This window comes from Anabaena sp. AL93 (genome assembly GCF_001672085.1).
GTDB classification, from domain to species: domain Bacteria; phylum Cyanobacteriota; class Cyanobacteriia; order Cyanobacteriales; family Nostocaceae; genus Dolichospermum; species Dolichospermum heterosporum.
Map to the genome: position 1 here is coordinate 88,713 of NZ_LJOU01000001.1, position 25,730 is coordinate 114,442.

At 38.3% G+C, this 25,730-nt stretch carries 18 protein-coding genes; 6 read left to right on the forward strand and 12 right to left on the reverse strand.

The window, feature by feature from the left end; all coding sequences use genetic code 11:
* Positions 1–91 precede the first annotated feature (91 nt).
* Positions 92–229 (reverse strand): hypothetical protein, encoded by a 138-nt coding sequence (locus tag AN486_RS00455; protein WP_290598582.1) that lies wholly within the window; start codon positions 227–229, stop codon positions 92–94.
* 748 nt (positions 230–977) lie between these two features.
* On the opposite strand from AN486_RS00455, the gene AN486_RS00460 reads away from it, so the two are divergent.
* Positions 978–1,913, forward strand: a complete 936-nt coding sequence (locus AN486_RS00460) for a DUF4351 domain-containing protein (RefSeq protein WP_290598584.1) — start codon at positions 978–980, stop codon at positions 1,911–1,913.
* 289 nt (positions 1,914–2,202) lie between these two features.
* Here AN486_RS00460 and AN486_RS00465 read toward each other — a convergent pair whose 3' ends face one another.
* Entirely contained in the window at positions 2,203–2,436 is a 234-nt protein-coding gene (locus AN486_RS00465; RefSeq protein ID WP_015079756.1) for a type II toxin-antitoxin system HicB family antitoxin, read from the reverse strand.
* Positions 2,436–2,672 carry a type II toxin-antitoxin system HicA family toxin gene (locus AN486_RS00470; RefSeq protein WP_015079757.1) on the reverse strand — a complete coding sequence of 79 codons (237 nt, stop codon included), beginning with the start codon at positions 2,670–2,672 and terminating at the stop codon, positions 2,436–2,438. The genes AN486_RS00465 and AN486_RS00470 overlap by 1 nt, the downstream gene beginning before the upstream one ends.
* Before the next feature lie 64 nt (positions 2,673–2,736).
* Here AN486_RS00470 and AN486_RS00475 point away from each other — a divergent pair, with 64 nt between their 5' ends.
* The 3 genes from AN486_RS00475 to AN486_RS00485 are packed head-to-tail and all read left to right on the forward strand — an operon-like array spanning position 2,737 to position 3,570.
* Positions 2,737–2,889 carry a hypothetical protein gene (locus AN486_RS00475; protein ID WP_158310516.1) on the forward strand — a complete coding sequence of 51 codons (153 nt, stop codon included), beginning with the start codon at positions 2,737–2,739 and terminating at the stop codon, positions 2,887–2,889.
* 34 nt (positions 2,890–2,923) lie between these two features.
* Complete coding sequence (locus tag AN486_RS00480) at positions 2,924–3,397, forward strand: type II toxin-antitoxin system VapC family toxin (protein ID WP_015079758.1); 474 nt, start codon at positions 2,924–2,926, stop codon at positions 3,395–3,397.
* A gap of 2 nt (positions 3,398–3,399) precedes the next feature.
* Positions 3,400–3,570, forward strand: coding sequence for a hypothetical protein (locus AN486_RS00485; protein ID WP_168204483.1), 171 nt, complete (start codon positions 3,400–3,402; stop codon positions 3,568–3,570).
* 268 nt (positions 3,571–3,838) lie between these two features.
* Here AN486_RS00485 and AN486_RS00490 read toward each other — a convergent pair whose 3' ends face one another.
* The gene (locus AN486_RS00490) at positions 3,839–4,093 is read right to left on the reverse strand and encodes a hypothetical protein (protein WP_168636592.1); all 255 of its coding nucleotides are present in this window, start codon (positions 4,091–4,093) and stop codon (positions 3,839–3,841) included.
* Positions 4,094–4,673: 580 nt separating this feature from the next.
* On the opposite strand from AN486_RS00490, the gene AN486_RS00495 reads away from it, so the two are divergent.
* A complete protein-coding gene (locus tag AN486_RS00495) occupies positions 4,674–5,561 on the forward strand; it encodes an IS982 family transposase (protein ID WP_168634808.1) in 888 nt (295 codons plus the stop codon).
* Positions 5,562–5,825: 264 nt separating this feature from the next.
* On the opposite strand, the gene AN486_RS00500 is transcribed toward AN486_RS00495, so the two are convergent.
* The 7 genes from AN486_RS00500 to AN486_RS00530 all read right to left on the reverse strand — a co-directional run bounded on the left by AN486_RS00500 (position 5,826) and on the right by AN486_RS00530 (position 21,729).
* Positions 5,826–15,080 (reverse strand): phytase, encoded by a 9,255-nt coding sequence (locus tag AN486_RS00500; RefSeq protein ID WP_290598598.1) that lies wholly within the window; start codon positions 15,078–15,080, stop codon positions 5,826–5,828.
* Between the two features lie 474 nt (positions 15,081–15,554).
* Positions 15,555–16,412, reverse strand: a complete 858-nt coding sequence (locus tag AN486_RS00505; protein ID WP_199924306.1) for a hypothetical protein — start codon at positions 16,410–16,412, stop codon at positions 15,555–15,557.
* Between the two features lie 3 nt (positions 16,413–16,415).
* The gene (locus AN486_RS00510; protein ID WP_053540401.1) at positions 16,416–17,798 is read right to left on the reverse strand and encodes a DUF3696 domain-containing protein; all 1,383 of its coding nucleotides are present in this window, start codon (positions 17,796–17,798) and stop codon (positions 16,416–16,418) included.
* Positions 17,799–17,800: 2 nt separating this feature from the next.
* On the reverse strand, positions 17,801–18,916 hold the full coding sequence (locus tag AN486_RS00515) for a DUF262 domain-containing protein (RefSeq protein WP_290598601.1): 1,116 nt from the start codon (positions 18,914–18,916) through the stop codon (positions 17,801–17,803).
* Between the two features lie 114 nt (positions 18,917–19,030).
* Positions 19,031–19,777, reverse strand: a complete 747-nt coding sequence (locus AN486_RS00520; RefSeq protein ID WP_168635552.1) for a creatininase family protein — start codon at positions 19,775–19,777, stop codon at positions 19,031–19,033.
* 121 nt (positions 19,778–19,898) lie between these two features.
* Positions 19,899–20,117 (reverse strand): DUF2839 domain-containing protein, encoded by a 219-nt coding sequence (locus AN486_RS00525; RefSeq protein ID WP_168635553.1) that lies wholly within the window; start codon positions 20,115–20,117, stop codon positions 19,899–19,901.
* Between the two features lie 67 nt (positions 20,118–20,184).
* The gene (locus tag AN486_RS00530) at positions 20,185–21,729 is read right to left on the reverse strand and encodes an ATP-dependent DNA helicase (RefSeq protein ID WP_290598605.1); all 1,545 of its coding nucleotides are present in this window, start codon (positions 21,727–21,729) and stop codon (positions 20,185–20,187) included.
* A 114-nt stretch (positions 21,730–21,843) separates the two neighbouring features.
* Here AN486_RS00530 and AN486_RS00535 point away from each other — a divergent pair, with 114 nt between their 5' ends.
* Complete coding sequence (locus AN486_RS00535) at positions 21,844–22,803, forward strand: M48 family metallopeptidase (protein ID WP_168635555.1); 960 nt, start codon at positions 21,844–21,846, stop codon at positions 22,801–22,803.
* A gap of 224 nt (positions 22,804–23,027) precedes the next feature.
* Here the strand turns inward: AN486_RS00535 and alaS are convergent, their stop codons facing one another.
* Positions 23,028–25,670, reverse strand: a complete 2,643-nt coding sequence (gene alaS, locus AN486_RS00540) for an alanine--tRNA ligase (protein WP_290598607.1) — start codon at positions 25,668–25,670, stop codon at positions 23,028–23,030.
* Positions 25,671–25,730 lie beyond the last annotated feature (60 nt).

Here is a 25,730-nt window from a genome sequence, read left to right on the forward strand (position 1 = left end):
TGCGAATTATTTTCTCATTCATTTATGATTTTTGTCAAGGCTAAACACTGTAACCTATTAACAGGGCGAACTGCTTGCAGCAGCGCTTACGCTATTGCATCTTTGCAATAAACTCTTCACTGTTCGCAAAATCCTTTAGATGCAGTTCTACCTGTTCTAATGCTGGTAATAAAGCCTGATTTAGATACAAATTATCGGTAAGAGAACTATTGACAGGTGTAGATGTCATAAAAATATATGGTAATTAACTGCTTTTCGCGCGTAGCTGTAGCAAAAAGATAATATTGAGTATACAAAAGTCTGGCATCTACCAAAAGTTAGATATTGAAAATTTTTCCTCGAAAATCCTACCTGAGTAGGTTGACATGAAAATATGTTGTATTTAAATTAGCTGGTGCTAGAATATATTTTTAGTAAATCTGTATAAACAGAGACTCTGTGGTAGCATGGCGATCGCTCCGTTTGCCGCAGGTATCGCACAAGTCCTAACTTGTCAGTTCGCCTTTTGGGAATATGGGGGAGCGATAGCGAAGCGCGACCTAGGAATCGCTTGTTTGGGTCTAAAATAGAAATAATTTGAAGTTACAGGAGAAATAAATAGACATCTCCGGTAAAGATTGTAGAGACGTTCCATGGAACGTCTCTACAGGGGTTTCATGTCACGCATATTTAATTTTCGGAGATGTCTAATGATCACATTAGAAATGGCGATAGCTTTGCTCGCCGCAGGCATCGCTCCAAAACACACAAAATTAACATACTATCCGTTACCTGTTCCCTTCTTTGTAAGAGGATGTTTGAAAAGTGGTATTCCGTAATTTTCATCACATTACTACCCCCCTTAGTCCCCCCTTGTAAAGGGGGGAAACAATAAAAATCCAGTTCCCTCCCCTTTACAAGGGGAGGGTTAGGGTGGGGTAAAAAATATTTGATACATCAACCATAACTTTTCAAACACCCTCTAATATAGAGATAAAATGAGTGAAGTAACAGCAAATTATGATCAATCATGGAAAGAAGCATTAAATGAATATTTTGAAAGCTTCCTAGCATTTTTCTTTCCTGTAGCCCATCAAGCAATTGATTGGACAAAAACCCCTGAATCTTTAGATAAAGAACTGCAAGAAATTACAGCTTCAGGAGAAACCAAAAACCGAATTACCGATAAACTGTATAAAGTTTGGTTATTAGATCAAACTCAAGTATGGATTTTAATCCACATAGAAATTCAGAGTCAATATGATGTCAACTTTGAAGAACGGATGTACATTTATAATTACCGAGCCTTCGACCTTTATCACCAATTTGTAGTAAGTGTAGCAATTTTAGGTGATACAAGTCCTAGTTGGCGACCAAATAGTTATAATAGAGCTATGTTGGATTGTGAATTAAATTTAAAATTCCCCATAGCTAAAATCCTTGATTATGAATCAAAGTGGGATGAACTAGAAAGGAGCGATAATCCCTTTGCTATCATAGTCATGGCGCATTTAAAGACTAAAGCCACCACCAGTAATTTAGCAGAAAGGGAGCAATGGAAATGGATATTAATTAGAGGACTTTATGACCGGGGCTTCACAAAAGAGAAGGTTATTAAGTTATTTAAAATCATCGACACAATGATGACTTTACCTAAACAATTACAAGCAGGATTGGTCACTAAAATTAAACATTTTGAGGAGGAAAGAAAAATGCCTTTAATTAGCCCAACAGAACAACTAGCTATGGAACGGGGAGAGCAACAGCTAATTATACGACAAATAAATCGGCGAGTTGGTGAAATTGAATTATCCTTGATTGACTCAATTCGTAGATTAACAATTGATAAATTAGAATTATTGGGTGAGGCTCTGTTAGATTTTTCTTCTGTTACTGATTTAGAACAATGGTTACAAAATAACCCAGATGCTTGAGATTAATCATATTTATTAAATAGAGCGATCGCTCCTGGGAAACCGTTTTGTGAATATGAGAGGGCGATAGCGAAGCGCTGCTGCAAGCAGTTCGCTTTGGGGATATGGGATGTACCATTTTTGGGGATATGGGAATGCGATAGCGTAAGCGCTGCTGCAAGCAGTTCGCTGTTTTAGGGTAGGGGATGTGAGGGGATGTGGGAGGTGCGATAGCGTAAGCGCTGCTGCAAGCAGTTCGCTGTTGTAGGGGATGTTGGATGCAATAGCGAAGCGCTCCGCAGGAATCGCTTCATGAAGAGTACAGTTTTCTACGCACAGGAGCAAAGGGAATTTCTTTACCCTTTTGTTGATAATCTTCCTTCACTAACTCCCAGGCTAATTTTAGTTCTTGCAAAGCTTCTTCGGGAGTATCACCAAAAGCTGAAATGTTAGGTATTTCTTGGAAATGTGCTAACCAATCTCCTTGTTCATCAATATATAAATTAATTGTAAAGCCATTAAAATTATAATTATTTAAAGTCATTACTGATTTCCCTCTTGATATTCAAAGAACTGCTGAATTTGATAGAGTTTTGCTTTTCCATCTTTACGAGGTTGAATTGGTAAAGGTTTGCCACTCGGTGAATACCATAAACGATGACTTCCTTTTTGACGACTAAATTCCCACCCATTCTGAATGAGGAGAGTTTCAAATTCATCAAAAGTTAGATTTTCTGGACTATTTTTAGCTTTTTGCCATAGTTTTTCTTTTTTAGTCATCACCAAGGCTATTATTTAGTAGATTATCCCTTGATTTTATTATAGTCTGACAGGAATTTAATTTGTGACAGCGCAAGCGCTGACTTGTCAGTTCGCTTTTTGGGAATGTGGGAAGTGCGATAGCGAAGCGCTGCTGCAAGCAGTTCGCTTTTGGGATGTGGGATGTACCATTTTTGGGGATGTGGGATGCGATCGGTTGTTTGTAGCAATCATATAGTAAAATAATAAATAATTTTTTTAAATATTTAATAATGATTGAAAGTCTATATCTTGATACCAGTATTATTGGCTATCTAACAATTAGACCAAGCACTAATCTAATTACTGCTTCAAATTCAGTAATTACACAAAATTGGTGGGATACTCGTCGGGAAAATTTTACTCTATATATTTCGGAAGTAGTTCTAGAAGAATTAGCCAGAGGAGATCAAGAAATAGCTACTAAACGACTGGATCTAATAAGTGAGTTACCATTATTAGCACTCAATGAAGCAGTGGAAGAATTAGCCCAGCAATTTCTGACAAAAAGCAATCTTCCTCCTAAAGCATCTGATGATGCCTTGCATATTGCCTTAGCCACTGTTTATAAAGTAGATTATTTGTTAACATGGAACTGTAAACATATTGCCAATGCACAAATCCAGAAAAAACTCTCACAAATTAGTATTCAATCTGGATATGAACTACCAACGATTTGTACACCTTATGAACTTATGGGAGATTAAATATGTGGAAAGATGAAGTATTAGAAGAAATTTACAAAATCCGAGAAGAACACGCTAAATCTTTTAACTATGATTTGCATGAAATTTGTCAAGATTTAAGAAAAAAACAGGTAGCTAAAAACAGAAAAGTTATTACTCAGCCGCTCGTAACATTATCATCCTCAACTAAATAGGCTCGCTGTTGTAGGGGATGATGGGAGGTGCGATAGCGAAGCGCTGCTGCAAGCAGTTCGCTGTTTTGGGGGATGATGGGATGCGATAGCGCAAGCACTGCTGCAAGCAGTTCGCTTTTTAACAAGGAGATTGAAGGCGATATAATGGTAGTAATGCAGTATAGGAAAAAGTTATGATTCAAACCTTAGATGCTCTGTTCGATGGTGCAGCCCTTCTTCCTGAAGTACGTTTAAACTTACCATTAGTGTTCCATGTAATACTCAATCCCTAGCTCGCTTGATTACCTCGAATTAAATAGCGAACTTCCTCAAGTATAACATTAAATCTCTGATCACTTTCAGCCTGTCTTTCTTTTATTAATTCTATATTTTGTTGATTTTGAGCAGCCAATTGTAACAAAGCTTGAGCAGTTATTCTTAAACCATCTATACCATCTTTAACCTCAGTCATACTTTCTCTTAATTCACTTACACTTGATGCTAATTCATCAAGCATTTCGTCATTCCAGCGTTCTATAGTCATAGTATATTCCTAATTACAAACTCAATTCATATTTCCTATTTTACAATACAATAACTTGCTTTGAGATTAGGAGCGATAGCGAAGCCCGACCTAGGAATCTCTGTTTGTCACTGTTGTGATTACAAAATAACCCAGATTCCTGAGATTGATTACACTTCTAAGAGGATGTTTGAAAAGTTTTTAATGTATAAACTGACCCCTCTCCAAACCTCTCCCCTGCAAGGGGAGAGGCTTTAAAACCCCCATTCCCTTGTAGGGAAGGGGGGTAGGGGGGTTAGGTTTTTGGAGATTATGGGTTTCATATAATACTTTTCAAACAACCTCTTACAACCTGAGTTCGATGTAAGAAAACCAGCTAAAAATGAGTATTCAAAAGGGTTAGAGGCTTTTCTGGAAAGAGCCTATATTCTCAATAAGCCTTAATTATTGAGAATTAATAGGAAACCAGCCTAGATTTAAGTAAATTTTCATAACAAAATCTAAATTTATATTACGAATACTATTTGAATACAAACTCAAAGTACCTCAGATTAGGGACAATAGAAGAGGTTTAATTAAAGAAAATTAATGATTATAACTCATGGAATTAGAAACTATTTTCTGTGAAATTGATGATTTTTGTACCTATTTTGAGCCAATATTTCAAGCTCAACTTATCCCATCCCAAATAAAAAAAAGAATTAGACCCAGCCGATTATGTCTAAGTGAAATTATGACAATAATTGTGTATTTTCATCGCTCTAGTTACCGCAATTTTAAAGATTATTACCTGAAACATATCTTCAAATATTGCCAAGGTGAATTTCCCAATTTAGTGAGTTATCAAAGATTTGTTGAATTAATGCCAAATGCTTTAATTCCCTTGATGTATTATCTGAATACACGAAAAGGACTCAATACAGGTATAAGTTTTATTGATAGTACCTCTATTCCCATTTGTCATTCTAAAAGAGCCAAGACAAATAAGGTCTTTAAAGATTTAGCTGGCTGGGGGAAAAGTTCTATTTGTTGGTATTTTGGGTTTAAACTTCATTTGATTATTAATGATCAAGGAGAGTTACTTGCGTTTCAAATTACTCCTGGAAATACAGATGACCGAAAACCTGTTCCCACTTTGACTAAGAACTTATTTGGGAAAATATTTGGAGACAAAGGATATATTTCTCAAAAACTCTGGCTTGAACTTTGGTCTAATGGACTCAAATTAATCACTCCTTTCAAGAAAAATATGCGGAATAAGCTCTTGTCCCTGGAGGAGAAATTAATGCTCCGAAAACGCTCTTTAATTGAAACTGTTAATGACCAACTCAAAAATATTTCACAACTTGCTCATTCTCGACATCGAAGTGTTACTAATTTCATGGTTAATGTTGTTGCTGCAATAATAGCTTATACTTGGCAACCTAAAAAACCTTCTTTAAGATTTGATGAAAATGAAATTGAAACCTTACCAGTTTTATTAGCTTAATTACCAATTAAATATCAATATTACCTAATAGTAAATACATTTCAAAAAATTAATTTTTTGAGAACTTTTTGGCGTGGGCTTTAATTCTCAATAACCAATACTTATTGACAGAACTGTTGCTGTTACGTACTTTTAGACTTTTTATTTACATCGAACTCAGGTCTTACAGCAGTTTTCGATCAAAAAAATGCAAACCAAACTACAGAGATTTTGCCCCGTCAGGGCTTAACGCATTGCGCTAAACCCCTACGGGAGAATTAGATTCTAAGCAAAGACAAACTGTTTAGAATCTGTCAAACTCAAACTACTGGCTTGAATCCCAGTCAGAGTAGCTAAGGTTTGATTGTTGAAGACAATCGCAGTATCTCCACCAACTTGATTTAACTTCAATGTTGATGTGGTAATACCTAAGCTAACAGCACCTTGAATACCGATAACATCCGTACCCAGTTGGAAGTCAAGCACGGTATTAGCCGAAGAGGGTAATTCAGCATTGACAATCCAGAATTGGTCAGCGCCGGCACCACCGGAAATTAAGTTACCACCACCAAGACTAACTCTGAAGATATCTTTACCATCACCACCCAAAGCCCGGTCATTGCTACCTAAGTAGAAGGTATCATCACCCACACCACCAGATATGCGGTTGCCACCTTGACCATCTCTAGCATCAAAGGTGTCATTGCCATCACTACCGAAAGTGCGATCGCCCTTATTCACAAAGATCGTATCATCACCGCTACCCGAATCAACGATATTGTTACCAGCAAAGGGAGAACTTGCACCCAAGACAGTATCAACAGTGTCATCACCTGCGCCAGTGAAGATGGTGTCATTGATGCCATCAGTGCCACCACTGACAAACAAATCATCTTTACCAGTTGTCCCCGCCACATATTGGGTAGCTTCTGCTATAGACGCAGATAGACCTAGACGGGGATCAAGGGCAAGAGGTTTGTCTAGTTCCAAGACCACCATCTCATTGTTGTCAATTCCTGGAGGACGACCAATGGAGAAGGGATAGTTGTTATCGTTTGCCACCAAAATGGTTTTGCTATCAATTACCAACACATCTTCAATGGTTTGGAAAGGCATATTGTATGTAGTTTTGCCATCACCATTGAGATCCTTAGCATCTTGGATATTTAGGAGGTCTGCGACTTCCTCTTTGGAAACAAAGCCATTAGCATCAATCTTGCTGAAATCAACTTTGAATATCTTCTTGAAAGCGGCTGTAGTACCTTGGTTATTATCGCGTTCAATAATTAGGAACTCGTTGTTATTGATGGGAGTGAAATCACCGATCGCATTACTGGTACTGGCTAATTGATAACGTCCTACCAATCCTTGGTAGCTTTCACTGGCTACATCGAATTTATAAATCCGTACAGAACCAGCAGGATCGCCGACAACAGTTCCTTCCAACATCGGATAGAGGGTTTGACGGTCAGGGCTAAATGCCATGCCTTCAAAGCCTTGGGAGCGGTTCAAATTGGCTGTTACGAGGTCGCCGTAGTAGGGTTGATTAGGAGCAAAGTATTCTGGGGAATTATTGAAGTAAGGAGTATTTAAATTCCCGTTGGGATTAGCGTAGCCTGTACCAGCCAGGTAATTATTTACTAAGACAGAACGCCCGGTTTTTGGAAAATCGGTAAAAAAGCCGTCTACACCCAAATCAATGAATTTACGGAATTCTGCACCGGGGTCGCCTTTATAATCTGCGGGGAGGAAGAAACTGTCATTCCGCAAGGTGTAGAGGTGAACGATTAAACCTGCTTTGTGGGCATCTTGAATGAGGGTTGTAGGAGCGCCTAAAATGCGATCGCCATCACTGATTTGTCCATCACCATTGAGATCATCAGGCTGTCCATCCTTATTGGCATCCACTGTCAACTGAGGAATAATCCGCTGTTTATTAGGACCAATTCCTTTAGCGTAGGTAGCAATTTCGGCTAAACCTGCGGGGGTGGACAAATTGGTATAGGTGCGGGTATCACCAGCAACTACAAAGTCATAAGGTTGACCTGAACCACCAAACAATTGCACCAGAGGAATATCAATCCCTGCGGTGGGCATGATGGTGTTTTTCAGCGCCTTGAGGTTGGCAACTTCAAAGGATTGAATGAAGATCCGAGATGGGTCGGTAAAGTTCTCAGCTTTGAGGGTGTCTGCTAAAATTTGGCTAGTATTGATACCTTGCTGTTGAAAGAAAGTAGGATGTTTGGTTTCAGGATAAATACCGATTTTGCGACCTGTTTCTAGTTCGACTTGTTTCACCAAATCAATGACTTCTTTCAGGGTTGGTACTTTCAATCCATCTTGATCGAAAGTAGTACCACGCAAAGCAGGAATCCGTTCAATCGCATTCAGTTCCTTAACTTCTGCCAGGGTAAAGTCTTCAGCAAACCAACCGACGACATTGCGACCATCTAAATTTTTGATTTTCAGGCGATCGGCAAACTTATCCCGTAAGTAAACATCCGTACTCGTATCAGTAGTATTGATAACTGGCTTACCATTAGCATCTCGTTGAATTGTGCCATCAGTATTGAGAACGCCGACTGCTAACATGGGTTCATGACGGGCAATTAAGACACCATCTTTTGTTACCACTAAATCGGGTTCAACGAAATCTGCACCTTGAGCGATCGCTAATTTGTAGGATGCTAGGGTATGTTCTGGACGTTCACCACTTGCACCCCGGTGACCGATGACGATGGGGGCTTTGCCTGTGAGGGTATCAAATTTAGGAGTAGAGAGAACAGTGGGATTTTGGGGCGATCGGACTTGATTCGCCGTAATTTGATCCCGAACTAAGTCTCCTGTCCCTGGGAAGTCAGTAAAGTAACCATCTACACCCAAACTAATGAACTGACGGTACTCCAACTCAGGATTGTTATTGTAATCTGATGCTAGAGAACGGCTTTCATTGCGGAAGGTGTAAGGATGGACAACCAAACCCTCTTTGTGGGCATCACTAACTAAGCTGGTGGGTGCTAGGGTAACTTTATCCGCATCGTTAATCACACCATCGTTATTCAGATCGTCAGGTTTACCATCATTATTGTTATCAACTGTTTTCACAGAAACAATCTGCCGTTTCCAGGGTCCAATACCATCAGCGTAGGCAGCAATTTCTTTCAAACCAGCAGGAGTTAATAAATCTCCATAGGTGCGAGTATCTCCCTTAACAGTGAAATCATAGGGACGAGCATTAACATCTTGATACAACAATGTTCCATCATTAGCGACATCGTAGGCATCAAGCAATTGCACTAAGGGCAGATTCACACCAGCAGTCGGCATGATGGTATTGTTTAAATCCTTGAGATTGCTGACTTCAAAGGACTGAATAAAAATCCGTTTGGGATCAGTAAATCCTTTGGCTTTGAGGGTGTCAATCAGTTTTTCTTCCAGAGACAAACCCAAGTTATCGTGATAGGTGGGGTGTTTAGTTTCAGGGTAAATACCGATTTTCTTACCAGTTTGTACCTCAACCTCTTTCACCAAATCAATAATTTCGCCCAGGGTAGGAACTTGGAGAAGACCATTGTATACCTGATCTCGGAAACCTTGAGGCATTACAGCCCGCAGAGTTTTAATTTCTGCCAAGGTAAAATCTGAAGCAAAGAAACCTTCTTCAGCAACACCATCTACTATCTTAGTAGTTTTCCGACTAGCAAATTCGGGACGACTAGCTACATCGGTGGTGTTAATCAGGTTAGGTTCATGACGGGCAATTAATACCCCATCCTTAGTGGATACCAAATCTGGTTCAATGAAGTCTGCACCGCGCAAAATTGCCAGGCGGTAAGCTTCTATTGTATGTTCTGGTAGTTCACCACTAGCACCACGATGGCCAATGACAATGGGGGCTTGACCGTTGAGGGTATTTAGTTTAACAAGGTTAGGAGTGGCGAAGGGTGCATCTAATAAAACACCATTGCTATTGAAATGTAGTAGGTAAGTTCCAAATTCATCACCGACCCAAATATCGCCTTTAGCATCAATCACAAAGGACTCTACATCAAAGTCAGCCCCGGTGAGTTCCCGCTTCACCGTATTTTTATTGACAATATCAAAGGGGATTAATTTATTGGGGTCAGACAATTGAATAAAGTTTTGAAGCGCTACACTGCCATTACCGTTTTCTGTACCCGCAAAATTGGGGTCAACTTGGTAAAGTCGCAGGAGGAAATCAGCACTGTTATTTTTTGCCCCAAAACCGTTATCTGCTAAGAACCAAAAGACAGAACCACCACCATTAGGAGCAAATTGGACACCACTAAAACCTTGCACTGGTTGACCAGGAAAGGGGGTAGTCCGTCCATTGGTAGGATTAGTTACGGCTGCACCCGCAGCAGGTCCAGCAGCGAAGGTATCGGCAGGTAAAGAAGCAAAACCTTTGATTGTCACCATATTAGAAGCAATATTTAGGGTAGTTGAACTTTGATCATCTTCTTGGGCGTTGTTATTACCAGCACCAGAATCAAAGTCAGGTTGATTTTGGGCGGTAATTTCTGCCTTGTTGGTTAATGCCCCACTTTGAGTCACTTTAGCCGTGAGTTTCAGGGTGCGGGTAACATTACCAGCAATTTCTCCCACTTCCCACACACCGGTTTGACTGTTGTAAGTTCCCTGTTCCGGTGTTGCAGAGATGAAGGTAAATGGTTGTGGTAACAAATCTGTGACTTTAATGCCGTTAGCCACAAGTGGGCTGTGATTAAAAAGGGTCAAATTGAAGGTTACTTGTCCCCCTATGACTGGCTGAGTGGCATCAACAGTTTGACTTAATTCTAAATCAACACTAGCGATGTTATAGGGTAGTTCTAAAATTCCCAATTTCTCCAAAGGTGAATTACCAGTAACGTTGAAGTCGTTATCATTAATTAATGCTAGGGTGTTGGGTGAAACTAATGCTAAACCTTCTAATTTTTCCACACCTGTATAACCAAGTTGGGCAGCATTGGCAATTAAACTTTTGCTAACTGGGGTAATTTTAGCAGTGGTTAATTCGGCTGGTGTGAGTTGTTCAATAGTTTTACCAGCAGGTAAGGTGAAATTAGCAGGATTATTGATGTTGGTAGCACCCGTTAAATTAATTTGATAAATCAATTTGTTGGAGACATTTGTTCCTAAATCATCCCGTTCCACAACGGCAAATTTACCATTACCCAAGGAAACCGCATCACCTAATTTATCAGTTTTGGCGTTACCAGCAGCAGTGATGTTATCCAGCAAATAGAGATATTCCCCAGTTACTTGTTTGGAAATAATGTCAAATTCCAAAATTCTCAAATTACGGGAATTTCTGGAAGTTGTATCACCAGCGTTGTCTGGGTTGTCAATGGCACTTTGAATAAAGGCGTAAAGTTTACTACCCTCTAAAGCTACGGCTTCAAAACCGCGATTATTGCGACGTTGACCATAAACTGCGGGTAATACCTCTGTGCCAAAAGTTCCTGCGGCTGCGTCTGGTTCAGGTGCTGTGGCTGTTCCTTGGGGAATAAAACGGTTAAGTAGTTTACCGTTAACATCAAAGTTATAAATTGCGGGACGGTATTCATCTACCAGCCAATAATCACCGTTTGGGGCAATAACTATCCCCTCTAAATCAGCCCCCAATGCCTTGTTAGCTATGACTTGACCATCCAAATTAACCGCAACTTCATCGGTGTATGCTGTACCATTTGCCCCTGCTTGTAGGTTGGGAAGTCCGGTTAATCGGGTTGTTCCATCTTTTTCAAATAGTCCTGTTCTCTTGGTGATGGTAATTGCACCTATTTGTTTGTTAAGCTCAAAACTGACTATTTCTGGTTGAAAATCTGGTAAATAGAAGGGACGATTAGCACCTGTGGGGTCGCCATTTGGTCCTCTGTCGGTGTGAGTCACAAACTGGAGATTACCATTAGATGCAATACCTTGGAAATACAACCCTGAGAAACCACCTAAGAAGATATCTTGACCTTTGGTAGTTGTTCCTAATTTGGGGAGGTTGGTAAATTCGTAATTAGTTAGTCGTGGTTGGGGGACGGGGTTACGAGGGTCGTAACTTGTGGTGTCTATTTTCAGGGGGTTGGGTAAAGCATTAGCAATATTTTCCCAAGGTACTAATTTAAAGTTGCTGCTGATGTTCTCCCCATTAACAATGGTGGCGGGGTCATTTGCACCGTCTTGGGTGATAAATACACCATTAGGGAAATTGGGACCCAAGGGCAGATTAATAACATCTGCACCGTCGGATTCTTGAACGCTGTCAATTCCGCCATTGTTACCAACTGCAAATCTGCCTAAAAAGTCGTTGTTGCCTTCACGGGTATATGTTGCAAAGGTGTTATCTCCCTGACTGGATGCTAACAGGTAGCCTGTACCGTTTTTACCGTAATAAATTGTCAAGCCTTCAACATCATTGGTGAGGTTTTTGCCTCCTTCAGCTTTGACTTTCTCAATTAATTTACCTGTTGAACCACCATTGGGTTCAGCGTCGAATTTCCAAATCCCCACATCTTCTTGACCAATGTACAGAAATCCTGTTTCTTGGTCTGCTACCATGCCTTCTGTTTGGGCTGAAGCACCTGCTGTGGTTGGTGAGGGAATGGTGAAGCTACGAACTACCTCATAACCGATTTTACCGTTGCCTTTGTCTACTAATTTGAGTTGAGCTATATCTCCAGTTTGGCGACGACTGGTGAAGACGTAATAATCGTTGGTGACGGGACTGCGATAGATTGCTAATCCATAAGCACTGCGAGTAGATGCAGAATAAGGAGTAGCGAAAGGTACACTTTGGAAAATTGTGGCAGCATTGCTATCGGTAATATTTTCTAAATAATTACCATTAGCACTGTTGGGGTTAATTTTGAAGATCGCTAGTTTATCATTATTTCTATCGCTTGCCACAGCAATATCAACTTTTTGACCACCTAATGTAAATCCATATTGCAAATCAACGTTGTTGTAACGAATATCTGGATTACTAGGATTAATGGTTTGCAACAAGTTTCCAGCTAAATCATAAATTCGCAAACCGCCATTTTTGACACTGGTTAAAACCAGACTCTTGCTAGAATCTGTAGCATTAACATAAATTGCTGGATCATCCGCATCGGCTCTTTGACTAAATGGTAAACTACCATCATCTAAAAGCGCGGGACGGGTTTCTACAATTGGGGTAGCAGTGGGAACTACATCTGCACTCAAGGTGAAGATTTGCGTAAATTGGGTGCCGCTGAAGTTGTTATCACTCACCAAAACAATGGATTGTGTACCATCTGCCAATTTTGGACCAAATGCCAGACCTTCAATATTATCTGTACCTGTGGGATGATTGCCGTCACTATTGGGCAAATTCAGGGTATCAAGATTTAATAACAGACGTTTTTGAGTAGGTTGAATTGCGGCTAGTTGATTAGCATTGAGACTACTCAAGGAATCAACTGTATTAATGTCTGTTGCCCCTTGGAGGGTGATTTCATAGATTTTGATCGTGTTTCCTTGTCCGACAGCAAAGGAGCGCTCTAGGGCTAATAATGTGCCACGATTATCAATTGCTAATAAATCTACCAAACCGTTATCAGCCGCAGTTCCACCTGTAGGGGCTTTAGCAATAGGATCGGTAACATACAGATATTCTTTTTCTGGTTGTCCTGTCACCAAATTGTATTGAATAATCCGAGAACGAGCGCCTGTGGTAGTTGTAGAAATTGCACCATCTTGAAATAGGGCGCTTTCTGTAGCTGTGAATAGGGTTTTCTGGTCAGGTGTAATGCTTAAACTTTCAAAGGCTAAGTTGTTACGCACCCCTGAAGTTTGAGTATCACCAGTATCAACAACATTGTTGTTGTTAGTATCTTGGACAACTGGGAGGAATTTCTTGGGTACTGCTAAAGAACGAATTTCCTGTCCTGTAGTCAGATTAAACTCTTTAATGAAAGGATTGGTGACGCGACTTGCACCTAAATCTGGTCTAACTTCTCCTTCTGAGGAGATTAAAACTGTCCCATTGCTGGTTAAAGCAATACCTTCTGGATCTAAGCTATTAGTTGCAAAAGGATTACCATTAATATCCTTGAGTTGGACAACGTTGGTAAAAGTTACCGCATTAGTAACAGGGTCAAGAGTGAAGGTATAAAAACGGGCATTGGATGAGCGATCATCGGAAATGGCATAATAGCGATTATTTACCGCATCGTAAGTTACACCGGACAATCCACCCAACGCAACTTGTTGACCATTTACTGTTCCGGCAGCGCCAGAGGGAACAAAACCGGTATTGAAAATAGTTTGTCCTTTAAATCCAGCACTAACAGCCGTTTTTCCTGCTTCTGTTACACCAACTTGCACATCTGCATACACTAACCGATGGTCAGAACTAGGGAAACCACCAGGAAGACTAGAGTTAAAAGTTCCTACTAATGGGAAATTTGCATCAGTATTGCTAGGCCAATACACTTCTGATTTACTAATTTGTAAGTCAGAGGAAGGAAGTACATAGTCTGTTCTCAGATTTCCCGGTGCAGTATCAGCAAAGTCTGCGGTGTCGAAAGCAAAATTACCCTTGTGATTGTTATTTGCCTGACCTTGTGAAGTTGCCTGTTGAGGAGCGCCTAAACTGGTGGGGATAACATTTGTATTGATACTGGGATTTAGTAACAGTTGGCGAATTGCATTGTTATAACTGTCACCATCTAAGGGGTCAGCATTTTGATCACCCATGATGACAAAGCTTGAACCAGCGGCAAGATTACCCTTTTTACCGCCATCATCATAGATGTAATCACCTTTGGTTGGGGTAATATAATCTGCCCAAAAGCGGATTTCATCACTATTGCGCTTACCGTTGCGGTCTTCAGTTGCGTCAAAAGTGGGTGGTGTGGGGTGACTAACCAGAACATGAACTGTTTCCCCATTTACTGTAATTGGTACATCCCAATGACTTTTAGAAGATAAGCGGAGAACGTTAATTTCTTCAGGTGAATAAAAACCGTTTAAGTTCTCATTTATTGAAGTTGCGGAATTATCTACAGTTGGGTCATTTGTTAATAAGTTTCCTGGCATATCCTTCCACAGAAAATTTTGGAAGGTGCGGACGTTAGCTGTATCAATAGGATATTTAGAAAGCAACAACATTCCAAACTGACCAGGGAAGTTCCCAAAGCCAAAGGCATCATCACCGTATCCGGTTGCGCCTGGAGTTGTAACTGTTGCACCATTATTATTTAAGTCAAAACCGGAAGCAATTCCAGTATTAGAAGGAGCAATATAAAAGTAGGGATAATTAATTGGTGTCGCACCATTTTGACTGATTTGCAGATAGTTTTCTCGAAAAAGATTTACTGCTGCGGGGGAATAGTCAAATTCGTTAATTAGTAATACATCTGGGTTGTTGCGTTGAATAATTTCGGCAACGGTTTTTGCTTGAGCGTTGTTAGGAGTAGATAAATCAGTTACTAACTGACCATCCGTGTTGCGGTTTAGAGAAGCATTAAATTGGGAAAAGCGGACTGTAGTAAGTACCATATTTTTTATGCAGATTTAGCTTAAACAAAGATAATCTGGTTACAGAAAATTGCAGATAATGGCATCAAGAATATCAGTCAAAAGTTAAGATACTATTGTCTATAGTTCAGATTTATTTAAGTGCTGATTAAGCTTACGGTTTATATCCCCGACTTCTCTAAGAAGTCGGGGATATAATAGTCGGGATATTTTAGTCTTGAGTAAAAAAGGCCTTTCTCAATTACAATGGGTCTATTCTCATTATTATTGAGAATTTTATCAATAATTCAACGAGTTTTGGTGATTTCAGCTAAGGGGCTTGACAGTGTTCCGAGTTTTGGGTATGCTAATGGTAAGCGTGGGAAAGTGTGCGTCCATATATATAGAGTTTTTATTTATCAAGATTATAATTTTCAAATTAATTGTCTGAATCAGGATTTGCACCGATTAAAGGATGTAGAGGATTTTAGTTTCTGTTTTCGCAACTGCTAACATTCAAACATCTATAGTTTTATCTGAATCGCTTTTAGAATAATTAATATTCCCGTCTAAGTCTGCTTCTCCAAGATGATTTTTACCTGTTTTATCAAAAACTTCTAAATGAGAAGCTTGACCATAATGTAAATTATCTACATACCAATAGCGTTCTGTATTTGATTCAAGGTAAATAACTCTTGCTTGACATTTATTGGCTGTTTTTTTAAATCTTGTGGTATCTCGTAAAATTGTCTGTTTATCCGTTGGTGATTTTGTGCTATCAAAAGAATATTCTAATTGACTTACATTTAGCTTATGTTCTAACCAAAATTCCAGAGCTAATTTACTGTCTATACCATCTAAACATATCAGATTGATTTCATCATTATTTTTAATAATAGTAATTAGACAATTATTTTTGATATTGGGGTGCGCTATTCTAAAACTAGAATTTGCAAAATTAATTAATAAATATTCACTGTCAGGATTTTGTAATTTTCTTTCTGTAACTTCAGCTAATGAAGTATCATTCACATTTTTACAATTATCATCACTAATTAAACAATCAAATAAATCTTCTGAAGAATGTAATTGTTCGGTACACCATTCTTGGGGATTTGATTTATTAAAAACTATATTAATAAAAGCTGTTTTTAAAGATTTATCTTTAAGTAGATTCAAACTGGTATGAAAGTTAAAACCTCTAATCGCTTTATATTTAATAAATATAGCACTTTCTCCTTTGTAAAGCTTCTTCTTTTGAATTTTTTCATTAATTAATAGAAAAATAGCAGTGAATGTTTTCACTGCATCTCGAAATTCTGCTTCGTTAAGATACTGACCCTCTAGAGACACCTCATTAATAAATATTTCCATTTTTTACATCCCGAAAAGTCGTGCAAAATCTTTATCCATTTGGTCAAAAAATCCTTCTGGCCATTCTTCAATTCCCCCATTAGGTTGGACAGGAATTTGCACAACTGGCTGTTCTGGATTTTGTTGAAAATATAAGATACTTAAGTCTTCATGAGTAATAATATCATCAAGAACAGCGATTCGCAAGGCATTTAAAATATGATCACTATGGGATTCAATAAAAACTTGTACACCACAACTACTCACTTTAGCTAAAAATTTAGCTAGTCGTGATTGTGCTTTGGGATGTAAATGTGCTTCAGGATTTTCGACTATTAATATTTCTCCTTCTTTAGCAATCAAACCTGAAACAACAATTGGTAAAATGTAACTATATCCAAATCCCACATTAGCTGGTCTAAAACGGTCTTTTGATGTGCTAGTATTAAATAAAAGTTCGAGGATATTACTTTCAGAACTGGGAACTTCAACTTTTGCGCCATTAAATATTTCGTTCAGCCATTCTTCGGTTTGGGTAGCTAGTGTTTTTGCATCTTCACCTAAGCATAGTTTTTCATTAACTAAATCATCTCTTTTTTTATAGAGTAAGTTAACTGTAAATTCACCTTTTGCACCCACATTAGGAAATTTGTTGATGGTAGATTTTAAATAATATTCTTGAGGACCCAGACGGTCTGCGGAGATATAGTGAATATGACTAAAGTTTAAAGATTTATGTAACCACTCTGATGCTATTTCCTGATATATATTATCAATATTATCAACCATAAGATAATGTTGTTCAGGTATTAAATTATTTATAAGAGTACCTCCATTATATGAATTTGTATTATTATTTTTATCTATAATATTAATATTATAATGAACTATAAATTTGCTTAAAAAATTACTTAATTGAGGTTCATAAATAGAAATTATTTTATATAAATCACTTTTATTAATATGCTCATCTTGCAAAAAATTTAATTCTAATTCATCGTAAAATTGAATTTTCTTAATTTTCCCTACCATGTCATCTTCTGAATTTTCACTCAAAAAGTATTTAGCATCTCCACTTATGTTGAATTTAGTATACTTATTAGGATTACTTGTATCATAAATTTCAACTAATTTATTGTAACAATATTGCAAAATAATGTCTTCATTTCTAGAATTGTTTATATTTCTAACATCATTAAAACTATTTAAACTTACACTATTACCATTTAGCAAAATTTGATCAGTATTTTCATTATGATCAATAGATTGTCGCATTAATAGTAAAGACTGAAGCAGTGTTGATTTACCACATCCATTTATTCCTGTAAGCAGTGTTAATTGTCCTAACGGAAAAGCTATTCTTTCTTTAAAGCATTTGAAATTTTCTAATTCAATTTGAGTTAGCATACCTATACATCCCCTAAAATTTCTTGTGCTAATTTAAATCTAACAAGGACTTTTTTCCTGCTATTTGTACCATATTTAACTGCATTAATATATTCTTTATTTTCTAGCAATTTATCAAAATTATCTTGAATAGATTTTTTATTATCTTCCAGGAATTGATCGTTATTTACAGAAAAGAAATAAGAAACAGATTCAAAAATAGCAATATTTATTCTTCCTCTGCTTTTTCCTGCGGGTAAACGGAAATTTTTATTACCAAAAAACTCAAAAGTCAAATTCATAACTCTCTTGAAATCATTTTTTAAAGCATCTATTTCTTCATTTTGCATCAAATTGATCTTTTTCATTGCATTTTCAACAAAATCACTTAAATCATTCTGATATTCTTTTTCATAATCAAAAATTCTAAACGCTAAATAGCGCAAAATAACTTCTCTATCTTTCATTCTTGTAGCAGATATTCCATAATCAATAGCTCTTTTGAAATAGTCTGTTTCTGATAATTCTTTGAGTAGTTGAGTAGATTTTCCCGAAAATATACAATTTCTAACTTCTTGACGTTCAAGTTTTGTACCACCAGTATTGATTCTATTAAAAATATCATAAACAACTTTAGCTGGTACAGAAGGTCTGATCAAGTATATATTAAGTTTTTTATCTTCTATTCTGGTTTGATAGTCACCGGGGAGTTTTTTGAGTCCTGAAAAATTATATCCATTCAAATCCGTTAAAGCTTCTAAACCTTTTAGTTTAAATTCATCATTAACAAACTCATGTAAAGTTGATGTTCGTTGTAAACCATCTACAATAATATATTTACCTTCTACGGTTTGATTAACATACCAAGGAGGTAAGGGAAAGTTAAGGATAACTGATTCAATAAATTTACTTTTTTGTTCTGGTTTCCAAACTAGATTACGTTGAAAATCAGGATCAATAATCAGTTTACCATTATCATATTTTCTCATTAACTCAAAAATTGTTTGCGGTTCTTCTCGAATGTCAATGTCTGCTGTATTTGGATGATAAGGATATAAACCTCCGTTATCATCTCTTTCTTCTTCAGCAGTATCTTCATCTTTCTCAATGACATCGCTATCTTGCAATTCTTCATCCATATCTTTTACTCCTTTTCTTATCTAAAGTGTTTAACAGTTTAATTATGACATCTTTGAGAAGAATAGAATTGGTTATAGCTCCTTCTGATAAATGTATTACATAGGGACTTTCATTTATTCCTCTTTCATAAATTCTAAATACCCTTTGCTCAATTCTTCCACAGACAAATCATAAAACTGCTTACCGTGTTCTGGGGTTGCTAAATCTGGATTTGAACCCATGCGACCATCTGGATAACGAGAACGAAAATCAACGGAACTATAGATTTTATGTCCACTAGCAACTTCTGGAGAAAGATGTGCTTTTTTAATTGCTTCTGGATAAATATATTGGGTAACAGCTACTTCGCTGGGGGTAGCGTGAGAACCTTCTTGATTACCATATAATTCTTTGGCAAGTTTGTAAACGGAACCACCCATAAACCAATTACCAATTTGACATTGCACTTTTGCGGAATTGGGAATTTGTAAATCTTCTAAATGAGCGTAAGTTTCCGAAAAAGCTGCTTTGAGGGTAGCGATATTTCCCCCATGTCCATTAATAAAATAGAATTTGGTAAAACCAGCTTTGACTAAACAAGTTAAATAATCTTTTATTACTAAAATTAATGTGCTGGGACGTAAACTAATTGTGCCGGGAAAAGCAGTATGATGTAATGCCATACCGACATTAATTGTTGGCGCTACCATTGCTTGAGTTGCTTCACCAACACCTTTGGATATGGATTCTGCACAAATCGCATCAGTCCCAATTAATCCTGTTGGTCCATGTTGTTCTGTTGAACCAATGGGTAAAATAATTCCTTGAGATTGTTGTAGATAGGTTTCAACTTCCGGCCAAGTGCTTAAATGTAAGAGCATTTTTTATTAAGAATTAAGAACTTTACAACTAATTATCATAATACCCAGATCCCCGACTTCTGAGCTAAATTCATAATATGATTAACAAATCAAAAAGAAGTCGGGGATCTTAATTTGTAAATTACCCAACAATTTCCCACCAACCGAAAGCGGGACCGATAAAGCGGATGATTACCCAAGCAAATACCATACATCCAATACCAATCCATGCACCACGAGTGGTGATAGCTACAAATTGTGAGGCTTGGGTTTTTGTGATGGGAACCCAAGGTAAGATTTTTGTAGTGTCTTGTCCGTAGTCTTCTCCGAGTGAGTTTTTACGGCGTTTTGCTTCACCCATAATTCGATAATTTAGTTTGTTTTTGAGTTTATTTTAAATTCTAATAGAAATTTGGCAGGGAAGTTAATTAAGCGGAATCATCTTCATTATTGGTAGAAAACAGACTAGGATCGAGATAGTTCAAACGGGCTAGGGGACTAAGAGAGGAAAGGATTTGTACACCATAGCTGCGGTTAACGACACGACTGTCGAGTAATGCTACTATACCTTGATTTTCGCGGACGGGTGCGATCGCTCTTTGTAATTCATTCATGGCTGTGGGCAGTAAGTATAACCGAAACCAGTCTTGGTGCGATCGCTTATAATGAGCCACTCTACCAGCTACCAAAGGATTTTCCAAGGATGGTAAAGGTAAAGTTGCAATAATTAACAATCTGGGTGATGGTAAAACACTTTGATTTTCCCGCCAAAATTCCCAACCAGTAATCAAAATCCCATTTTCATCTAAACAAGTTTTTTCCACCTGTACCCGTGAACCAAATTCCGAAGCTAAAATTGCTCCCACTCTGGCTTTTAGGGGTACATCTCCAATTAATATTACTGTCATTCCTGGTGCGGTTGCACTCAAACATACCAATGTGCGAACTTGATGAATTAAAGCTGGTTGAAATTCCGGTGTATTTGGTAAAGGTAACTTATACGGAACATAAAGTTGAATTGCTTCCCCTTGACTATCGGCAGCAAATTTCAAGCAAGTAACATCTTCTAAACCCAAGCGTTGACGGAAAAGAGGTGCTTCCGTTTCCGGTTCTAAGGAACTACCAATTAATACTACAGGTTGACGTTGCCAAATTGGGGCGAGGATTTTACCCAATTCCAGGGGAGCATAATGTAGAGAAAATAAACCTTGACGACGGGAAATTGTCGCCCAAAATAAAGTAGGAGAAGAAGAATCTTCCAAATTGGGGAATTGTTGCCAAAATTTTCGCCAAGCATCGGGAAGATGATTTTTATCTAAAGCTAAATATAAATCTTGTAAAATATCAATTTCTGGCTGGGAAATCAGATAACAATGATAGGGATTTTCGGGGTGCTGAAATAATTTATATGTTAGTTCTACCCTCACTTCCCGAATTAAATCTGCTTGATAGGGATAAGCCAGCATTAATTGATCCCAATCATGGGTTTCAATGCTTTGAGTCAGCCCAGAACGCACCCAATCTTCTAAATCGTCAACGCCATCAATAATTGTGGGAATATTCGCCGGAAATGGATTGTTATCAGCAAATTGTCCCTTTAACCAAGCTTCAGGAGAAGTCAACAGTAAACCCTGAAAATCAGGACTTGGCCAAAAGTCACCGGTTCTAATGGGTTTATTCGCTGGTAGCCATTGCTGGAGTCGGGGAATTTCTACCTTTAACAACCGTTGCTGGACAGTTTCCGAAGCGACAATAATTACAGAACCGTGCCACATTAAAGCAGAAGCGATAAAACTGGTGCGATATCGTCCTTGATGTCCACAAACTGCCCCTACCTGAATTAAAGCACTACGTCCTAATCGCAAAGCACGTGCTACCAACCTAGCCATTGTCAAATGATGATGCCAGGAAGGGAAACCTGCTTGCGATCGCAAGAAGTTATGTAATGATAAATGAACTTCAGCCTCAATCACGCGCTTTTAATTCCATAACAAGTTTTTTTCGTTGTCAGTCGTTCGTTGTTCGTTATTTTATCTTTACCAATGACCAATGACCAATGACCATTTATTTACCCATTCTCCTAAATTATGCCAACTTATCCAGGAATTTCCAGCGAAGCCTTCAGACATCCATTAGATAGTCAAGCAGAACAAGCTTTACGCAGTTTACCCGGCTTTGATTTAATCGCCCGTAAATTTGTAGAATTTGTTTATGAACGACCCCAACTTGTCTACTTAATGGGTAACTCCATTCAAGTCGGACCCCGCCAATATTCTACTATTTACCAGATATTCCGGGAATGTGTCCGAGATTTGGACATTAGCGGCGAACCGGGCTTGTTTATCGCTCAAAACGCCCAAGTTAATAGTTATGCTTTAGGACAAGAACACCCTTATATTGTCGTTAACACTGGGTTACTAGATTTACTTAATGAAGCCGAACTACGGACGGTCTTAGCTCATGAACTGGGACATATTAAATGTGGTCATACTATTTTAATTCAAATGGCGATGTGGGCGATGAATGCCGCTTCCGTCATTGGTGAATTAACCTTCGGTTTAGGTAATATTGTCAGTCAAGGCTTGATTTATGCCTTTTTTGAGTGGCGACGCAAAGCTGAACTATCCGCAGATAGAGCGGCTTTATTAGTTATGGACGATTTAAACCCAGTCATGTCATCTATGATGAAACTCTCTGGAGGTAGTCATAAATATGCCCATGAATGTAGTTTACAAGAATTTATTCAGCAGTCAGAAAAATATCAAGCGCTAGATGATGATGGGCTGAATCAAGTATATAAATTTCTCTTATACAATGGCGGACAAGGAATGATGCTGAGTCACCCTTTCCCCGTAGAACGCTTGCACTACTTACGCAGTTGGGCAGTATCAGAAGAATATCAACAAATCAAAAAAGGCAATTATCAACGTTCTGCTGACGGTTCAGTAGATGTTACACCAGAAACACCAGATCATGAAGCAGAAAAACTCAGAAAAGAAATTGAAAAATTACAAGCAGAAATTAACAAAATGAGAAAATCTGATTAGATTCGTAGGGTGTGTTAGCGACAGCGTAACGTACCGTTATCTTAGAGGATGTTTGAAAAATCTAATTTATTACTTACCTTGGGTAACTGTTCACACCCCCCAGGAAAAAGGGATTGAAGGAAGATGGAAAACCTATACCCAAACCTTCTACAGAAGTTGGTAAAGTTGCAGTGACAATATAAATCTAGATCCCCGACTTCTCAAAGAAGTCGGGGATCTGAATCCTATTTTAACGCTGCTAACAAATCATTTTTCGCTGTTTCTAATGCTTCTGGTAATTTACTTGCATCTCTTCCCCCAGCTTGCGCGAGGTTGGGTTTTCCACCACCTCCACCTCCACAAATTTTAGCTATAGTTCCCACAAATTTTCCTGCTTGTACACCTTTCTTATTCACTTCAGAACTAAAAGCAGCAACAATACTCACTTTTCCTGCTTCGGGAATAGAACCTAAAACTACTGCACCATTACCGATTTTTTGCAGCAATCTTTCCGCAGCGTCTTTTAATGATTCTGCGTCAATATCTTCTAGTTGAGAAACAATAATTTTATGTTCTCCGATGATTTCCGCAGTTTGTAATAAGCTGTCAGATTTAACTATTGCTATCTGTGATTTCAGGCTTTGAATTTCTTTTTCGTTGTTGCGGAGTTCGGTTTGTAAAGTTGTGATTCTGTCGGGTATTTCTTCCGGTTTGACTTTAAAGCGATCGCACAAATCTTTCACAACTATATCACGCACATTCAAATAATCCAATACCGCCGCCCCAGATACCGCTTCTATTCTTCTCACCCCAGAAGCAACTCCAGCTTCAGCAATGATTTTGAAAACGCCAATTTCCGCAGTATTATTAACATGAGTTCCCCCACATAATTCCATAGAAACGCCAGGGAAATCAATCACCCGCACTTGATCACCGTATTTTTCCCCAAACATTGCTACTGCACCTTTAGCTTTTGCTTCGGCTATGGGCATCTCTTCTATTGTAGCAGGATGAGCTTCGCAAATCCAACTATTTACTAATTCTTCAATTTGGATAACTTCCTCACCGGTTAAAGCGCGGGGACAGTTAAAATCAAAGCGCAATCTATCAAAAGAAACCAAAGAACCAGCTTGAGAAATTCCTTCATCTACAACTTTCTTTAAAGCAGCTTGTAATAAATGAGTTGCTGTATGATTAGCTTGAGCGCGACGACGACAAGCGGTATCTATTTGTGCGGTAATTTCATCACCAATTCTGATTGTTCCCCGTTCAATGCGTCCGAAATGAATAAAGAAATCAGATTCTTTTTTCACATCTTCAATTCTGACTAAAACACCATCACCAGAAATATATCCTTTATCGCCAATTTGTCCCCCTGATTCTGCATAAAAAGGAGTTTTATCGAGAACAATTTGCACTTCTGTTCCTGCTTCTGCTGCTTCTTCCGAAACACCAGCAACTAATAAAACTTCGATTTTTGCTGTTGTTGTTAATTGGGTATAACCAATGAATTGTGTGGAGTGAATATGTTCTGCAAGTTTATCCAAAGAACCTTGTACTGTTAAATCTATGGTTTCATGTGCTGCTTTTGCGCGTTCTACCTGTTTTTGCATTTCTGCATTGAAACCATCAACATCAACAGTGATATTATTTTCTTCAGCAACTTCTTGGGTTAATTCTAATGGGAAACCGTAGGTATCATAGAGAGTAAAAGCACTTTCACCACTAATAGAAGTTAATCCTTTTTGTTTTACATCTTGGATAATTTCAGCTAATAGCTTCTCTCCTCTATCAAGAGTTCTCAAGAAGTTACTTTCTTCTCTTTGCAATTCGGCTTTAATAGCAGTTGCTCTTTGTCGCAAATTTGGGTAAATTGATTCCGAAAGAGAAATTGCGGTTTCTGCAACTTGGTTAATAAATTCTCCAGAAATTCCGATTAATCTCCCATGTCTAACGACGCGACGAATTAAACGCCGTAAAACATAACCTCTTCCCACATTAGAAGCGCGAATTTCATCAGCAATCATGTGAACCACAGAACGGACATGATCACCAATTACCTTTAAAGAAACTTTCGTATTTTCATCACTTTGATGATAATCAATTTTGGCAATTTTTGCCGCAGTTTCAATAATCGGGAAAATCAAATCTGTTTCATAATTATTCGGCTTCTTTTGCAGGATTTGCGCCATTCTTTCCAAACCCATTCCCGTGTCAATATTCTTATTTTGTAACGGGGTTAAATTTCCTGACGCATCCCGATTATATTGCATAAATACCAAGTTATAAAACTCGATAAATCGGGTATCATCTTCTAAATCAATATTATCTTCACCGCGTTCTGGGTGAAAATCATAATAAATTTCCGAACATGGTCCACAGGGACCAGTAGCACCAGATACCCAGAAATTATCATCTGCACCCATGCGCTTGATGCGTTTTTCCGTTACACCAATGGTATCGCGCCAGATGGTAAAAGCTTCATCATCATCTTCAAACACACTGACAACCAGATTTTGAGGAGAGAAACCAAAGACTTGAGTAGATAATTCCCAACCCCAAGCGATCGCCTGTGGTTTAAAATAATCACCAAAGCTAAAATTCCCCAACATCTCAAAAAATGTATGATGGCGGTGAGTCCGTCCCACATTTTCGATATCATTGGTACGAATACACTTTTGCGAAGTCGTAGCGCGTTTAAATTCCGGTGTCCGTTGTCCCAGGAATATCGGCTTAAATGGTAACATACCTGCGATCGTTAGTAGCACAGTCGGATCTTCAGGAACAAGAGAAGCACTCGGAAGCGGTTGGTGTCCCCGTTGGGTGTAGAAATCGAGGAATAATTGACGAATATCGTTACCGCTAAGATACTGGGGATTTGAAGACATGAGTAATTACAAAAATAATTTTACAGGTGAAAGACCTATATTCTACAAGTCTAGAGACAT

Bases quoted from the DNA above. Each gene is read 5' to 3' on its own strand.
- AN486_RS00455 (WP_290598582.1), bottom strand. From the start codon at position 229: ATGACATCTACACCTGTCAATAGTTCTCTTACCGATAATTTGTATCTA.
- AN486_RS00460 (WP_290598584.1), top strand. From the start codon at position 978: ATGAGTGAAGTAACAGCAAATTATGATCAATCATGGAAAGAAGCATTA.
- AN486_RS00465 (WP_015079756.1), bottom strand. From the start codon at position 2,436: ATGACTTTAAATAATTATAATTTTAATGGCTTTACAATTAATTTATAT.
- AN486_RS00470 (WP_015079757.1), bottom strand. From the start codon at position 2,672: ATGACTAAAAAAGAAAAACTATGGCAAAAAGCTAAAAATAGTCCAGAA.
- AN486_RS00480 (WP_015079758.1), top strand. From the start codon at position 2,924: ATGATTGAAAGTCTATATCTTGATACCAGTATTATTGGCTATCTAACA.
- AN486_RS00485 (WP_168204483.1), top strand. From the start codon at position 3,400: ATGTGGAAAGATGAAGTATTAGAAGAAATTTACAAAATCCGAGAAGAA.
- AN486_RS00490 (WP_168636592.1), bottom strand. From the start codon at position 4,093: ATGACTATAGAACGCTGGAATGACGAAATGCTTGATGAATTAGCATCA.
- AN486_RS00495 (WP_168634808.1), top strand. From the start codon at position 4,674: ATGGAATTAGAAACTATTTTCTGTGAAATTGATGATTTTTGTACCTAT.
- AN486_RS00500 (WP_290598598.1), bottom strand. From the start codon at position 15,080: ATGGTACTTACTACAGTCCGCTTTTCCCAATTTAATGCTTCTCTAAAC.
- AN486_RS00505 (WP_199924306.1), bottom strand. From the start codon at position 16,412: ATGGAAATATTTATTAATGAGGTGTCTCTAGAGGGTCAGTATCTTAAC.
- AN486_RS00510 (WP_053540401.1), bottom strand. From the start codon at position 17,798: ATGCTAACTCAAATTGAATTAGAAAATTTCAAATGCTTTAAAGAAAGA.
- AN486_RS00515 (WP_290598601.1), bottom strand. From the start codon at position 18,916: ATGGATGAAGAATTGCAAGATAGCGATGTCATTGAGAAAGATGAAGAT.
- AN486_RS00520 (WP_168635552.1), bottom strand. From the start codon at position 19,777: ATGCTCTTACATTTAAGCACTTGGCCGGAAGTTGAAACCTATCTACAA.
- AN486_RS00525 (WP_168635553.1), bottom strand. From the start codon at position 20,117: ATGGGTGAAGCAAAACGCCGTAAAAACTCACTCGGAGAAGACTACGGA.
- AN486_RS00535 (WP_168635555.1), top strand. From the start codon at position 21,844: ATGCCAACTTATCCAGGAATTTCCAGCGAAGCCTTCAGACATCCATTA.
- alaS (WP_290598607.1), bottom strand. From the start codon at position 25,670: ATGTCTTCAAATCCCCAGTATCTTAGCGGTAACGATATTCGTCAATTA.